The 14,099-nt window shown below is 68.9% G+C and carries 19 protein-coding genes; 9 read left to right on the top strand and 10 right to left on the bottom strand.

The genetic code is table 11. The features are described 5' to 3' along the window. Positions 1-130: 130 nt before the first annotated feature. The 9 genes from ACSUPR_RS29480 to ACSUPR_RS29440 all read right to left on the bottom strand — a co-directional run bounded on the left by ACSUPR_RS29480 (position 131) and on the right by ACSUPR_RS29440 (position 4,392). Entirely contained in the window at positions 131-1,204 is a 1,074-nt protein-coding gene (locus ACSUPR_RS29480) for a hypothetical protein (protein ID WP_436892247.1), read from the bottom strand. Continuing rightward, positions 1,201-1,371, bottom strand: a complete 171-nt coding sequence (locus ACSUPR_RS29475; RefSeq protein ID WP_436892245.1) for a hypothetical protein — start codon at positions 1,369-1,371, stop codon at positions 1,201-1,203. Before ACSUPR_RS29475 ends, ACSUPR_RS29480 begins: the two co-directional genes overlap by 4 nt. Positions 1,372-1,593: 222 nt before the next feature. After that, complete coding sequence (locus tag ACSUPR_RS29470; protein WP_436892244.1) at positions 1,594-1,761, bottom strand: hypothetical protein; 168 nt, start codon at positions 1,759-1,761, stop codon at positions 1,594-1,596. Further along, positions 1,758-2,063 (bottom strand): hypothetical protein, encoded by a 306-nt coding sequence (locus ACSUPR_RS29465; protein ID WP_436892243.1) that lies wholly within the window; start codon positions 2,061-2,063, stop codon positions 1,758-1,760. The genes ACSUPR_RS29470 and ACSUPR_RS29465 overlap by 4 nt, the downstream gene beginning before the upstream one ends. A 93-nt stretch (positions 2,064-2,156) precedes the next feature. After that, a complete protein-coding gene (locus ACSUPR_RS29460) occupies positions 2,157-2,321 on the bottom strand; it encodes a hypothetical protein (RefSeq protein ID WP_436892241.1) in 165 nt (54 codons plus the stop codon). Positions 2,322-2,515: 194 nt separating this feature from the next. After that, positions 2,516-3,184 (bottom strand): hypothetical protein, encoded by a 669-nt coding sequence (locus tag ACSUPR_RS29455; protein WP_436892240.1) that lies wholly within the window; start codon positions 3,182-3,184, stop codon positions 2,516-2,518. Beyond that, positions 3,181-3,396, bottom strand: a complete 216-nt coding sequence (locus ACSUPR_RS29450) for a hypothetical protein (protein ID WP_436892239.1) — start codon at positions 3,394-3,396, stop codon at positions 3,181-3,183. The genes ACSUPR_RS29455 and ACSUPR_RS29450 overlap by 4 nt, the downstream gene beginning before the upstream one ends. Then, positions 3,396-3,779 (bottom strand): hypothetical protein, encoded by a 384-nt coding sequence (locus tag ACSUPR_RS29445; RefSeq protein WP_436892238.1) that lies wholly within the window; start codon positions 3,777-3,779, stop codon positions 3,396-3,398. The genes ACSUPR_RS29450 and ACSUPR_RS29445 overlap by 1 nt, the downstream gene beginning before the upstream one ends. 43 nt (positions 3,780-3,822) lie before the next feature. Then, entirely contained in the window at positions 3,823-4,392 is a 570-nt protein-coding gene (locus ACSUPR_RS29440; RefSeq protein ID WP_436892236.1) for a hypothetical protein, read from the bottom strand. A 212-nt stretch (positions 4,393-4,604) separates the two neighbouring features. Here ACSUPR_RS29440 and ACSUPR_RS29435 point away from each other — a divergent pair, with 212 nt between their 5' ends. The 6 genes from ACSUPR_RS29435 to ACSUPR_RS29410 all read left to right on the top strand — a co-directional run bounded on the left by ACSUPR_RS29435 (position 4,605) and on the right by ACSUPR_RS29410 (position 9,967). Then, positions 4,605-5,357, top strand: coding sequence for a GntR family transcriptional regulator (locus tag ACSUPR_RS29435; RefSeq protein WP_355269985.1), 753 nt, complete (start codon positions 4,605-4,607; stop codon positions 5,355-5,357). Between the two features lie 122 nt (positions 5,358-5,479). Beyond that, the gene (locus tag ACSUPR_RS29430) at positions 5,480-6,712 is read left to right on the top strand and encodes an XRE family transcriptional regulator (protein WP_436892323.1); all 1,233 of its coding nucleotides are present in this window, start codon (positions 5,480-5,482) and stop codon (positions 6,710-6,712) included. A gap of 322 nt (positions 6,713-7,034) precedes the next feature. Next, the gene (locus tag ACSUPR_RS29425) at positions 7,035-8,357 is read left to right on the top strand and encodes a hypothetical protein (RefSeq protein ID WP_436892322.1); all 1,323 of its coding nucleotides are present in this window, start codon (positions 7,035-7,037) and stop codon (positions 8,355-8,357) included. 70 nt (positions 8,358-8,427) lie between these two features. Beyond that, entirely contained in the window at positions 8,428-9,006 is a 579-nt protein-coding gene (locus tag ACSUPR_RS29420; RefSeq protein ID WP_436892320.1) for a hypothetical protein, read from the top strand. A 280-nt stretch (positions 9,007-9,286) separates the two neighbouring features. Beyond that, positions 9,287-9,730: a hypothetical protein gene (locus ACSUPR_RS29415; RefSeq protein WP_436892319.1), complete on the top strand. Its 444-nt coding sequence runs from the start codon at positions 9,287-9,289 to the stop codon at positions 9,728-9,730. 42 nt (positions 9,731-9,772) lie between these two features. Beyond that, on the top strand, positions 9,773-9,967 hold the full coding sequence (locus tag ACSUPR_RS29410) for a hypothetical protein (protein WP_436892318.1): 195 nt from the start codon (positions 9,773-9,775) through the stop codon (positions 9,965-9,967). 140 nt (positions 9,968-10,107) lie between these two features. Here the strand turns inward: ACSUPR_RS29410 and ACSUPR_RS29405 are convergent, their stop codons facing one another. Further along, a complete protein-coding gene (locus tag ACSUPR_RS29405) occupies positions 10,108-10,266 on the bottom strand; it encodes a hypothetical protein (protein ID WP_436892317.1) in 159 nt (52 codons plus the stop codon). A gap of 1,077 nt (positions 10,267-11,343) precedes the next feature. Here ACSUPR_RS29405 and ACSUPR_RS29400 point away from each other — a divergent pair. The 3 genes from ACSUPR_RS29400 to ACSUPR_RS29390 all read left to right on the top strand — a co-directional run bounded on the left by ACSUPR_RS29400 (position 11,344) and on the right by ACSUPR_RS29390 (position 14,017). Further along, a complete protein-coding gene (locus ACSUPR_RS29400; RefSeq protein WP_436892316.1) occupies positions 11,344-11,847 on the top strand; it encodes a helix-turn-helix domain-containing protein in 504 nt (167 codons plus the stop codon). Beyond that, positions 11,844-12,305, top strand: coding sequence for a hypothetical protein (locus ACSUPR_RS29395; RefSeq protein ID WP_436892315.1), 462 nt, complete (start codon positions 11,844-11,846; stop codon positions 12,303-12,305). Before ACSUPR_RS29400 ends, ACSUPR_RS29395 begins: the two co-directional genes overlap by 4 nt. A 74-nt stretch (positions 12,306-12,379) precedes the next feature. Beyond that, entirely contained in the window at positions 12,380-14,017 is a 1,638-nt protein-coding gene (locus tag ACSUPR_RS29390) for a pentapeptide repeat-containing protein (protein WP_436892312.1), read from the top strand. Positions 14,018-14,099 lie beyond the last annotated feature (82 nt).

The following is a 14,099-nucleotide window of genomic DNA, read 5'->3' as shown; positions in this document are numbered from 1 at the left end:
CACCCGGCAGGACGGGCCGGGTGGCTCTGCTCACCCGCCGAAGGCGGGGAGGCGCCCCGGAGGGCGCGATCGGTGCGGGGAGGGGGCACCCGCAGGTCAGTGCGGGTGCCCCCTCATCGGGGCGGGCGGGTCAGCCCTGCCCGCCCAGGGCGGACACGTCGTGCCCGGCCTGGGCCAGGTCCGACCGCCACCGGCGGATGGTGCGCGGGTCCACCGACAGCACTCGGGCGGCGCCCTTGACCGTGGCCTCCGGGCCCGCCTGGGTGACGTAGGCCAGCAGCCGCTCGGGGCCGCTGAGCACCTGCGCCCCCTGGGGGGCGCGGGGGGAGGCGGCCGGGGAGGCGCCGGGAGGCGTCCGCAGGTCAGCGGGGGAGGCGCCCCGCGCGGGGCTGGGCGTCTGCGGGAACCCGAACCCCGCCACCGGAGCACCGGCGGGCGGGAGGCCGTCCAGCCCCGAGGGGTCGTCCGGGACCCGGGTGCCGGCACCGATCTCCGTCGCGGTGTAGACGGGCTCGGCCAGGCGGATGCGGTGCGCCAACTCGGCACGGCGCACGTAGATCCGGGCGGTGGCCTCGTCCGTGGCCATCTGCATCTCCGCGTCGCGGTCGATCTCGGCCAGGCGGAGCTTCTGCTCGGCCTTGGCCTTGGCCTCCTCCAGGGCGACCTGCTTGTCGGCCTTGGCCGCGACGTAGGCGGCCTGGCGCTCCAGGTCGGCCAGCTCGGCCTCCTCGTCCTCGGACAGGGCCGTGGACAGGCGCTGGGCCTTGCGGTCGGCTTCGGCGCGCGCGGCCTCCTGCCGCTCCGCCTCCCGGGCGGCGGCCTCGGCCACAGCGGCGTCCCCGGCGGCCTTCGCCGACAGGGCCAGGTGCCACAGGGCCTTGGAGATGAGCGGGACGGCGGCCATCAGCGACAGCGCCGGAGAGATCGACCAGGAGTGGATCGCGATCGCCGCGGCCGCCACGGCCGCGATGAGCCAGGAGGCGACCTGGGCGGGCCGGGCGATGGCCGGCGCCACCCACGCGATCGCCACCGCCGCGACCAGCGCGACGTCCAGGGCGATCCCGGCCGCGACAGCGATCGGCGTCGGGGCGGGGATCATGTCCGCCACCGACCAGGCCGTCCACGCCAGGGACAGCACGGACGGGATCGTCGCGGCGATGAGCAGGGGCCGCGTGCGCGGCCCCGACGGGGTCGTGGTGTTCATCGGTCAGCCCTCCTCGGGGCGCGTCGGAAGAAACGGAGTCGGAGACGGAGTCGGGGGGTGGGGAGCGGCCGGTCGGTGTAGGCCATCGGCCCGGACAGGGCCAGCAGCACACCGGTCGCACCGCAGGTCAGCGCGAGCCCGGCCAGGGCCAGGACGGTTCCGATCACCGCAACCACCCCCGGAAGCGGGCCGCGAACCCGCCGAGCATCCGCCGGGTCGCGCACGCCAAGCCCTTGCGGCAGGCGGAGCAGTTCTGCAGGTGGAATTCGAGGTCGGTCATCAGCGCACCGCCCCGCAGTGGCACACATAGGCGGCCCGCAGGACGTCCCATTCCATGGCGGACCCGCAGTGCATCGGAGGCTGCAACGTCGGGGCCCAGGTCAGGAAGGTCAGCACCGGTCCACCCCCGCCCCTCCGTCGAGGGCGTCCTCGGTCTCGTCGTCGACCAGAACCAGGGCGGCGGCCAGGGTGACCAGCACGGCGGCCTCGAAGGACAGGGTCCCGAGCGCGATGAGCATCAGCGCCAGGCCCAGCAGGGCCATCGGGTCGCGCGTCATGCCGCGGCCCCCTCTCCGCAGGCCGGGCCGGCCAGCGCCAGCGGGGCGGACCCGTCCAGGACGTGGTGCACAGCCATCACCAGCAGGCGGCCGGGCAGGTCCCCCAGCAGCTCCCGGTAGGAGGCGACCAGGTGCTGGATCTGCAGGCGCTCGGGCAGGGTGGCGTGGGCCTCGACCCGGTGGGCGGCCTGCTCCAGCTCCGCCACCACGGCGGAGTCGGACCAGATCTCCCAGTCGCACCCCTGGCAGCCGCGCATCACCGGGGCGGCGACCGGGCCGAAGGTAGGCTTGTTCTTGCGCATTCGTTGCTCCTGTTCACGGGATGGATGTGCGGAGCCCGCCCGGGGTGCAGACCCGGGCGGGCTCGTTTCATGAGGTCAGGTGGTGTGCGGCTGCTACTTGCGGTTGCCGTCCTTCTTGGTGTCGGGCAGCTTGGTGCCCCGGGTGACCTTGCCGTTGACGATCGTGGCGCCCTTGCCGACGGCGACGTTGGTGAAGGAGTTGTTGCCGCCCAGGTTCACGATCCCGGGCGTGCTGGTGTTCTCCTCGCGGCGACCCATTCGATGCTCCTCATCAGGGGTTTTACGGTGGTGGACCCTGGTGGTCCCCGGACCCCACCGGCCGCGGCGGGCCGGTGGGGGCGGGCGCCCCAGGGGTGAGGTTCAGCGGGCGGTGCGGGCGGCCGCCGCGGGGACGACGACCGCGAGCACCAGGACCAGCACGGCCACCAGGACCACGGCCTGGTGCTCCTCGCTCACGCCGCCTCCGCCGCCTCCGCTTCCGCCGCGGCCTGGGCGCGGGCGGCGGCCTCGATCTCGTCCAGCTCGGCGTCGGTGAACCCGTACCGGGCGGCGATCTGATCCCTGGCGCGCTCCGGGGTGCCGTAGGGGTCGACGGCCTGACCGTCGACCAGCCACCGAGGGCGGCCGTAGCCGACGTCGCAGACGACCTCGGGGTCGAAGTACGTCAGCGGCATGGCGGCGATGGCGGCCGCCACCGTGGCCTGGTGCGCCGACTGCGGGTGGCTGGGGCGCTCGTCGGCGTCATCGAGCGCGTCCGCCGCGACCCGCCGCCGGCGCGCCGCCAGCACGCTCTCGGCCCGCTCGTGCGCGGTCAGCTCCCGGGACAGCTGCCCGGCGTGCTCGCGCCACGTCTCCAGCTCGGCGACCTGCCGCTCCAGCTCGTCGACCTGCTGCCCCAGGGAGATGGAATGGCCGCGGTTCTCCTGGCACCGTTCCTGGTCCTGGGCGTCGGCGGCCCGCACCCGCTCGCGCAGGTGCCCCAGCTCGACCTCGGCGAGGATCGCGTTGTGGCGCAGGTCCGCGCGCTCCCGGGTGACCTCCTCCAGCTCCGTCTCCCGGTGGTCCAGCAGGGCGTGGGCCTGGGCCAGCTCCTGCTGGCACTGGCGGTGGGTGAACCTCATGCGGCGGCTCCTTCGGTGGTGGTGTTGCTCGGCAGGGGGACGATGTCGGCGTCGGGTCCGGTGGACCAGGCGGCCACGTGGGTGCGGATCAGGCCGGCGGCCTGCTCGACACCGGCGCGGATCCCGCCCGGGCGGGCGGCATCGGCCAGGTCAACGGCGGCCAGGGCCTCAACCAGCGGGGACAGCACCGGCTCTGCGGTGGGGGCGGCCATCAGAACGGCGCCCCGGTCGTGCGCTCCAGCTCGGCGCGCTCCAGGCGCTCGCGCTCGGCCGCCAGGGCCTCGATCTGGGCGGTGATCAGCGCGGCCGCGTCCACGGCGCCCGTCACCAGGAGCAGGCCCTCCCGCAGCGGCTGAACCCGGTAGCCCACCGCCACCAGCGCGGGGGAGGGGGAACCGACGTCGCGGGAGTAGGAGACCAGCACCCCGCCGGAGGTCGCGCGGACCTCGTAGATGCGCAGGTCACCGCTGTACATCTCCGCGATGGTGCGGATCTCGTCGATGTGGTCGGCCGTGGGCATCGGCCGGACCGGGACGGTGGGGCGCTCGGAGGCGGGCCACAGGACCTCGCGGTCGGTGTAGGTGGAATCGGACATGGCTGTCCCCTCTCATTGGGTGTGTCGGGTGTGGGTGTGCTGGTCAGGCGGCCAGCGCCAGGCGGCGGGCCTGGCGGGCCCGGTGCACCGCGCGGCGGCGGGTGCGGGGGTGGGAGAGCAGCAGCTGCTGCACCGTGCGGCGGGCGGCCTGGTGGACCGCGTCGATCCGGGAGGCCCACTTGCGGTAGACCTGCTCGGCGGTGTCGACCTCGTCGGTCAGGTCGACCAGGTCGGCGTGGACCGTGGCGGCCTGGTCGGCGCGGGCGGCGAGCTCGTCGTCCTCGCCCTGGTCGTGGGGGTGGTGCGGGGAGATCCGGTTCGGGCTGTCCGGGGCGGTGTCCTCGGAGTAGACCGTGATCTCCGGGTCGTAGGTGGCGTTCGGGTTGATCTGGGTCGGGGTCTCGGCCGGGGCGCCAGCGTCCCCCCAGACCTCAGCGATCCGCTCGTCCCGGCCCGCGGTGAGCATCAGCTCGTAAGCGGAGCGGCCGCCCGCGGCCTCGATCGCGTGGGCGATCCGCCAATCCTCTGCGGTGGTGCCGCCCTGGGTCGCGACCCGAAGGATCTCGGTGTGAGTCGCGCCGGTGGCCTCCGCGACCTTTGCAATGATGGACATGGCGGGCCGCCTTCCCAGTTGGTTCGCCGGTAGAGGGCCCCGACGCGGCGGTTTTCCAGGCCGAGCCGCGTCGGGGTCTCGTCGTTCCAGACCCTTGATTAGTTCCGGAACTATTTGAGAGTATGCACACCCCGAGTGGACCTGTCAATAGTTCCGGAACTAAGATGGCCATGAGAGAGTTCAGAGACCGTGGAGAGGAGGTGCCAACCTTGGTGAACCGCTACGAAGAGGTGGCCCAAGACCTGCGAGAAGCGATCAACCGTGGTGACTACAAACCCGGTGAGACCATCCCTCACCAGCGCAAACTTGCGGAACAGTACGGCGTGTCCCTCTACACCGTGAGGGAAGCCGTAAGCCTGCTCCAGAGCGAAGGGCTGATTACCCCGATCCGACGCAAGGGCACCGTGGTACGTGATCGAACCACTGTGCGGATCCCCCTGACCCGGTACAGCAAGGTGCTGGCTCCAGGCGGTGCGAAAGGGCCGTGGGAGCAGGCATGCGCTGATCAAGGCGTCAGCGGACACGCAGAGGTCGTCTCGGTGGAGCGCATCGCCGCAGAGGAGTCCATCGCAGAAGCACTTGATGTCGCCCCGGGAACACCCGTGGTGTACCGACAGCGCCACATGTGGGCGGGGCCCCAGGTCGCACAGATCCAAAAGGCATGGATGCCGCTCGCCCTGGTAGATGGAACCCCTCTTGCAGAAGAAGCCAAGGTCGAAGGCGGTGTCTACGGAGCACTGATCGCCTTGGGGCATTCGCCCACAGCAACCACGGAGACCGTCACTGCTCAGCAGCCAACGCCAGAGGACATTGAGGTCATGAAGCTCGCACCATCCACACCAGTGCTGGTCATCGAGCGCATCACCTACGGCGAAGACGGCAGGGTGCTGGAAGTTCTGCGCTCCATCGGTGATGCCGACCGCGTACAAGCGGTCTACGACCGGCTGCCGCTGAACAGAGGGTGAGGGGGTCATACCTGTGAGCTTGGCTTGCGCTCTTTTTCTGCGCGAGAGGCAGTTGGGGGACACAGGCGTGCCCCCCAGCTGCCACCTAGACACCAACAGTCCAGGCTGAGGAGTGTGAAGGCATGACTACCTCGATGGCCCCGTGGGCGCGGCGGATTCGACGTGAGCGTGATCTCCGGAACTGGACCCAGCGCGAATGCGTGCGTCGGCTGCGGTACGAGACCATCCAAGAACTGCCCGACGAAGCCACGATGATCAACCAGTGGAAGAGGTGGGAATCCGGGCGTGTCATGCCCAGTCCGGAGTACCAGCGGATGATCGCGTCCCTATTCGGAACCGTCAGCGGCGCTATGTTCGCTGTCCCCCGCAGTCCGCGCGAGATCATGGCCGCGGCCGCCCCGGACGCCGACACACCCAACTTGATCGCACGTCTGCGCAGGTCGTCGGTGGATACTGCGACGTTGGACGCCCTCAGGCTCACCGTGGACAGGCTGTGCTCGGACTACCCGCTAGTCGACGCACACCAGCTCCTGACCGAGGGCCGGGCCTGGCTCGCACGACTCGCGGACATGCTCGACATGGGGGTCAGCCTTTCCCAGCACCGGGAGATCCTCTCCATGGCTGGGATGCTCGCTCTTCTCGTCGGTTGTCTGGAGCAGGACATCGGGCTCAGCACGACGGCAGAAAGCACGCGCCGGTCCGCGCTGACCCTGGGTTCTGAAGCCGATGACCTCAGCGTTGTGGGGTGGGCACATGAGATGAGCTGCTGGTTCGCTCTCACCCGAGGCGACTATCGGAGCGTCTTGGCCGCTGCCGAAGCAGGCATCCACGCCGCTGGCGACCGATCCGTCACGGTGCAGCTCTATGCCCAGCAAGCCAAAGCCTGGGCCCGGATCGGGGACCGGCGACGAGTAGAGGTTGCCCTAGACAAAGGCCGCCAGCTCCTCGAATCACTGCCCTACCCGGACGACCCGAGCCACCACTTCCAAGTAGATCCGGCGAAGTTTGACTTCTACGCCATGGACACCGCCCGTTTGGTAGGAGATGACCGAATGGCTGGCGCGCTCGCGGATGAGGTGCTCAACAGCTCCACAGACTGGAGCGGCCGCATGGTCGCACCCATGCGGGCGGCCGAAGCTCTGGTCACCAAGGGCGTGATCTCGGCTCGCAGTGGTGATCTGGAAGCAGCGGTCGACTACGGCCGACGTGCCCTGGACAGCGATCGTCAGTCGGTGCCATCCCTGGTGATGGTCAGCCGAGAACTCGGCCAGATCGTCGCTGAGCGGTACAAGGACGAACAGGAAGCGGAGGACTACATCGAAGAACTACGGTCCCTCGCGGACCGTGCGGCCTAGCAGCAAGACCAAAGCCCGGACAGTTCGCCCGTCCGGGCTCTTTTCAGGCCTCACATGTGACTGAAGCGGCCTCTGAGCGTCACAAGCTCTAAGGTCAAGGGCATCAACCAAGTAAAAAGGCGGGGCCCCGGTTGCCCCCGGTTCCCCGCCTCCGCAGATGAGACTGGCCGATGCTGCGACCAGGAAACTCCCACCGAAACGCTATGCGCTCATCGTACCCAATGGGTTCGGTGGGCATGCGGGAGCATCCTCCGTCGCGGTGTCGCCTAGGAGGCGATCAACAACCGTGAACGACCCGAAACGCCAGTACAGCACCATCTTGATGCGTGCGCCCTTCAGCGGTGACGGCCACACCATCGTGGCGAACCGCATGGTGCGTGACCGGCGGCTGAGCTTCAAGGCCCGCGGCATCCTGACCTACCTCGGCTCCCACGTCGAGGGATGGGAGACCAGCGAGGAGCGCCTGGCCGAAGAAAGCACCGACAAGCTGCACGCTGTCCGCTCAGGCCTGGCCGAACTCGAAGAGGACGGCTACATGCTGCGCTTCCGCGAGATCCTCGCGAACGGCACCCGAGCGGGTGCCCTATGGATCTTCTCCGACAACCCGGCCACCCTTCCCGGGCACGCCCAAGCCATCCTCGACCAGCTCGCGGCCGAAGGGCGCCGGTTCACCCCGCTGAACAAGCGCACCCGCGAGTCGATGAAGCGGCGCCAGCCCACCCCCCCGGACGGCGACGTAGGCGCCACCGAGCCAGGATGCGAAAATCCCATCCTGGAGTCCGGAGGGCAAAACCCCAGCTCAGAGCCAACATCGGAAAATCGCATCCTGGATCCAGCATCTGATTTTCCAAGCTTGGAAAATCCCATGCATAAGAACACCACCCTTGAAGGGGAGGGGGAGGAGGGGGACGCGCGTGCGCGCGCGGGGGGTGATCCCTCTGCTGTCGACGAACCACAGTGGGGGGTGGCCGGCGGCGCCGACTTCGTCGCGCCGAGCCTGGCCTCGGCCAACCTGGTCCGGGAGATCGCGGGCCGAGCCCTGCTCCCCGGAGAGCACCTGAGCGCGATCGACCACCAGCGCCTGGCGGTGCTCGTGGAGGCCGCCCGGTCGCTGGTGGACGCCCAGCCCGGCCTGTCCTGGGAGGAGTACACCGCCTGGCTCAAGCAGGGGTGGGTGCGCAAGGACGGCCGGAGGACGTTCACGTCCCTCCCTGGCGCGCTGGGATGGCGTCTGCTGCCCGAACAGGTCACCAAGGCATGGGCGTGGGCGTGCGAGCAGCGCGGCGCCCAGGAAGCCTCAGAAGCCCGCGGGGGGCGCGAGGCGCCCCGGGGCGGGGCCGACGTCCACGCAGGCGTGTGCGGCCGCCACAAGGTCGCGCTGACCGACGACGGTGCGTGCCTGTGGTGCGAGCAGGAGGAGCGGGCCGAGTGGGAGCGCCTGGAGGCTGAGCGCGTCGCGGCCGACGCTGCGCAGGATAAGGACCAGGACGCCGCCGATCCCGAGCCGGAGATCGAGGAGCTGGACCCGACCCTGCTCGCGGACATGTACGCCTCGCTGCACGGGTCTCCCGCCACGGAGGAGTACAAGCGGCTGCGGGCCGAGATGGAGGCCAAGCGCCGGGCGGAGACCGCCAACAGCGGGTGACCTCGGGGCCCTACACCTGTGGGGTGGCCGCACCGATGCGGCCACCCCTGGCACATCGAAAGGAATCGTGATGCCTGGCCGACTCGGCCCGTTGCTGTCCGCTGTCCAGGACGCCCTGGACCGCCCCGGCGTCCAACAGCACACCGTCGATGGGGAGTGGAGGATCGAGTTCACCGAGCAGGCCTTGGTCGCCTGGCTCGCCGAGCAGCGCGCCCTCAGCCGCGCCGAGGCCCTGGCCGGCCGCATGCCGGAAGACCACCAGGGCCAGGACGAGCGCACCGGGGTGGAGCCAGCGGAGGCCAAGCACACCGCCGAGGCCGCGACCCATGCCCGCGACGCGCTGCGCGTCCTGCTCGTGGAGCTGGTACAGGCCGGAAACCGGACCGTGGGAATCTCCGACATCACGCGCCACCTGCGCCAGCGGGGCATCGACCGGGGGCGCAGCTGGGCCTACAACCAGTTCAACCGGATGGCGAGCGCCGGGCTCGTGCGCCACGACCAGGACGAGGGCACCTGGACACTCCTGGACGCGCTCCTGACAGACCAGGATCACCCGGATAAGGGCGGGAGAACTGTTGGCGAGCACGGGAACGTCAGTGCTGCGAGCACGAAAGTGTCAGCAACTCACGGTGACGGTCACCATCGCTAAGTGAGGGTTATCGCGGGTCAGAAACGGTTGAACGGGCACGAACCGCGCGAGGTGAGTAGACCACTCCACGCCGCTGGATTGGTCTACCGCCTGACCTGCGGACACACCGGTCGAACATCAGGATCACGGTTGCACTGAGTAGCGGCTCTGCTGACACCCTCGTACTCGTCGACAGGATGTGGTTGGCCCTCCTGCCCGCCACTTCCACCGCCAAGTAGGCAGGGCATGAGGGAAGCCGCCGCAGCAGCCCGTCAGTCAGGAGTACAGAAGGATGAGGCTTGTGTTCATTGACCCAAGCGATGTCGAGCTCGACCCCCTCATGCAGACCTGGAGTCGCCAGATCGAGACGGAGCTCCACCGTGCCCGGGACACCGGAGACCGTGCTCCGCTGCATCGTCTGCTCGCCGAGATCACCCAGTCCGGCCCTTCCACCGTTACTCCAGGAATCGTGCTGGCCCTGCGTCTGGTCCAGCCCGCAATCGACGTCGCCACGACCCCCGGATCTCCCGACGACCCCTTCCTCCGCTTGCAGGGCTGGGCCGTCGACCAGTGGTTGTGCACCCGCGACGAGCTGGAACTGGCCTGGTTGGGCAAGCTCCTCAACATAGGCCTGAGCAGCGGTTGGCTACCCGCACCCTGGTATGACGCTCTGGTCGTCGAAGGGGAAGTCAATCCCGAGGTCGCCGTGCTGCTCGATCAGATCGAACGCCGCACAACCCAGTGACCCTGCCCGCCCCTTCCATACACCTACGTCTTGGAAGCGCGGATGGACGTACTCACCGTCGCGCAACACACCACGTCGGATGGCGCCGCCTGGAAAGCGGGCGCCAGCGGCCTGTGGGCGGCCGGGCTGGCCGACTACACCGCCGAGGACGGGTTCGCCGTGGACCCGGACGTCCGGTTCAGCCTCTTCCCCGAACACTCACCGTCAGGGGGAGAGGAAGCAGAGGTCGAGCACTGACATGTTCGTGCTCGGTCCCCACTGACAAGTTGGTGCTCGATCCACTGACATCCCCGTGCTCGTCAACAACAGAAGCTCCATAACCCTTCGGTAGAGAACACCCCCCACCTATACATTGTATAGGTGGGGGTGTTGTTCCCTCAGAGAATCGCCGAGGCGATCCCGAGGGTGCCGCCCGCGGCCGCGCCCGCGACGAGCAGCGCGGTCGGCCAGCTCCTGCCGTCGGCCATGCACAGCCCGGCCGCGATGGCGGCGATGACCAGTGAGGTCACCAGGGTGAGGCCCATGTGCACGCCCATCACCCCACCCCCTGGGGGGAGCTGGTGCCCATGCGGAGTGTGGTGCGGCGGGGGGTGTCGATCCGATCGCTCGATCTCATAGGATTTCCCTTGGAGTCAGCTGGAGTCAGCGCGATTCTGCGGGCATCCCGAGTCGCCTGAGAAACTGCTCGGGGTGCCCTCTCGCGTAAGCGGGGGCCGCTCGTGGACGACTCTATAGGCCCTCTCACCAGCACGGCGTCACAGGGTGTGTCAGAACGGAACCTTCGACTACCAAGAGTGACGACCGTACTCTCTGTGCTGTATCGTCACCAGGGCTTTTGGCTTCCGCGATTACTTATCGCAGAAATTTGGGTACCAAAAAAGTTTCCTTAAGACGCCTGGCACCGGGTGTGCAGCGGCCCCATCAACCCACGTTGTTCGGGGATGTCCCGCTATCGACTCAGCTAAGGGGGCTCAAGAGCTGCCCCTGTGTGGCAGTTCACCAGCGCTCAGGCCGTCCGGAAAGCGCTCTGTCCTCAGCTCTGCGCCTGCGGCGATCAGTATGGCCTGCCCTCGCGACTCGTCGCCGTCTGCGAGCCGCCTGCTCCGGCGGTTCGACGGTCGAATCCGGGGGCGGCTGGGCGTGAGAGACGACCGGCTGCAAGCAGTCCACGGACGCCTGGAACGGGCGGGGTTCCGGCGCGTGCCGCCTGAGGTCGCGCACATCGTGTCCGCGCCGGGTTCCCGCACGTGGCGGGGGGTCCCGGGGGCGCGAGCCCCCGGGTACCGCCAGAGCCCAGGGCGCAGCCCTGATCGCACCTTTAGGGGCGATGCTGCGCGCAGTGGTTTCTGTTCTAAGAGGCAAACCCGGCAAGAGGCGCTCTGAGCTGCGAGAACGCGATCCCTAACGTAGTGCTGGCACTACGTTACCGGGAAGTAACGTAGTGCTGGCACTGCGTTCGGGGGCTCTGGTCGGGTGAAGGGCGAACGTAGCGCTGACGCTACGTTCGCTGCGTGAATGTGGTGTCTATGCCACGTTTCAGTGCACCTGTGGTGCACTATTTGGTCTACAGTGACCACCACGGTCACTTCAGCCACTACTGGAATGAGGTCCGCGTGGGCCGACACGCACGCCGGGCTCGCCCCCAGCCGCCCCCCGAAGCCGCCCCCGCGGACGCCAACGTCCACCCCGTCAAACTCGGCCGCGGCGACAAGCTCGTCGTCCAGCGCCGCGACCGCCCCGCCCAGTACGACTTCGTCGGCGGCGCCTTCCAACAGGTCTCCCGGTCCCTGTTCTGGATCGTGAAGGACTACGACCTGGGCCGCCGGGAGATCCTGATCCTGCTGCTGCTCGGCCTGAAACAGGAGCGCGGCACAGGCCTGGTCGCCATGACCCAGGCCGAGATGGCCGAACACCTGGGGATCCACCGCACCGACGTGTCCACCCTGCTGGGCACCTTGCGCGAGATCGGCCTGGTCATCCAGGTCAAACGCGGCAAGTACCAGCTGCATCCGCGGGTGTTCTTCGCCGGATCCAGCGACGAGCAGGCCCAGGCCCTGGCCCTACTGGACCCGGCCGTGCTGGAGTTCGACCTAGGAAGGGACGGTGAACCGCGATGAGCGAACCCAACGAGGTCCCGCTGGAGGACGTGGCCGTCAACACCAACGCCCTGGTCCTGAGGCACATCGCCTCCCTGGACTTCTCTGGTGCCGAACTGCGCATCCTCATGTTGCTGCTGGGCTCCATGGGGCCCGATGGAGTGGTCCACGCCACCCGCGAGGACATCGCCACCGCGATCGGTGTGGGCGACACCTACGTCAGCCGGGTCACCACCAAGCTCAAGAAGCACGGCCTGGCCTGGCGGGAGGACCACCACCGCATCCGCGTCAACCCCCACTTCGCCGGCCGCGGATCCCACGAGGCCTGGCTGCGGTCGGCTGAGGCCCTGCCGGCCGATGCGCCCCAGATCATGGTCGACATCAGCGAGTACGCCCACGGAGCGGCGAAACCGGCCCAATCGTCCCGCCGGGGCCGCCGCTCCCGCGCCGGCCACCTGAGAGTCGTCCCGCCGGCCTGAGCCCGTGATCGGGAGCCCGGTGGGCGCCCAAGCAGGTCTGACAACGCTGGTTCCGCAGGCCATCAGTGGTGGGAGTGTGCGAGCTGAACACCAAATCCGTCGGTCTTGGGACCCTGGTAGAGCGCATGCGCCGCCAGTGGCGCACTGCCGCTCTGGGGTTCGGTGCGGCCCTGATCCTGGTCGTGGGCACACAGCTCCTCCCCCACGGCTGGTCACACCTGTGGTCCCTGCCCCGGGCCGCCGAGGTCATCGCGGGCACGGCTGGGGCGATCCTGGTCGTGCTCGCCCTGCTGCCGGACCGGGCCTTCAAGCTTCGCGGGCACCTCAAGGACAAGCCCCTGGGGGCGGTGATCGCCGCAGCCTGGATCACGGTGATCTGCCTGGTCCTGCTCATCATCGCGGGAGCCTGGTGGCTCCTGGGGACCCCCCGCATCGTGCTTCCCGAGGAATTGCAGCCCTCACAGGTGAGCGGGCTCATCACCCGCGCCTTCGCGATCGTGACCGGTCTGGGAGCCGTGGCCTTCCTGGTGATCGCCTACCGCCGCCAGCAGACCACCGAGAACGGCGAGAAGCGCGAGAACACCAAGCTGTTCACCGAGCGGTTCACCACCGCCGTAGGCCAGCTCGGAGACGACCAGCCCGCGGTCCGCCTCGGCGGAGTGCACGCCCTAGCGCACCTGGCTGACGAAGCACCCCCAGAGCGCGAAGACCTGGTGCAGATGGTCATCGACGTGCTCTGCGCCTACCTGCGCATACCTTCCGAAACCGCCCCCATGGAGACTCCTGAGGACCCCACCCCCCAGGAGAACGCCGAGTATCGCCAGACGCTCTTGAAGTACAGCGCGTCCCGCGAAGTGCGACGCACCATCGTCCGCATCATCGGCAACCGCCTCCGGGAAGACGAGGGCAGCCGCTGGCGCGGTAAGGACTACGACTTCACCAACGTCGAATTCGACGGCGGCGACTTCCACGGCGCCCACTTCACCGGCGGCCGGGTGAGCTTCGGCGGGGCCAGGTTCACCGGCGGTGTCGTGGACTTCAGGGAGGTCCGCTTCCGGGGCGCCGAGGTCGACTTCACCCAGGCCGAGTTCGATGGCGCCCGGGTGCTGTTCGACAAGGCCCAGGTCACCAGCGGTGGAGCTGACTTCACCCGGGCCTGCTTCCAGAGCGGGTCCGTGTCCTTCAGCGAGATGTGCGTCCTGGATGGCAGGGTCTTCTTCCTGGCCAGCAGGTTCGAGGGAGCGGAGGTGGACTTCACTGACGTGCGCATCGACGGCGGCCGGATGTTGTTCGGCAACGCCCGCTTCCAACGGGGCAGCGTGGCTTTCGACGGACTTCGGATCACCGCTGGCCTGTTGAGTTTCAAACGTGCCAGGTTGAGCAATGCCTCCCTGACCTTCGACGAAGCCAGGTTTGAAGGCGGTGAGGTGAAGTTCGCTCCATTGCGCTTTGGCGGCCCGCTGGTGAACTTCGCCGGAGTGGTCCTGTGCGGAAGCCGCGTGACGTTCATCGAGGTGCTTCACAGCAGGGGGACGGCGATATGGGCAACCGGACCTGCTCCTGCAGGGATCGTCAAGGCCGCAGAGAAGGCCCCCTTCAATACCGCGCCCCTGCCGCTGGAGTGGTACGAGGAGGACTTTCAGAAGTCCCCCACGGCGCCTGCTGAGGAGAGCGCCCCCGCTCCCGACGAAGACGCGGAGGAGGGCCAGTGAAGGGGTTGCATGTGCCAAGGCCGCACCAGGCCGATCGCACTCCTCACAGGGGCGCGGTCTGTCCGCGCTCTTGACCCTGTCC

Origin of the sequence: Nocardiopsis dassonvillei (assembly GCF_964273065.1) — a bacterium.
Taxonomy (GTDB): domain Bacteria; phylum Actinomycetota; class Actinomycetes; order Streptosporangiales; family Streptosporangiaceae; genus Nocardiopsis; species Nocardiopsis dassonvillei_B.
The sequence above is the reverse complement of the archived record's forward strand: the minus strand, read 5'-3'. Positions and strand labels throughout refer to the sequence as shown.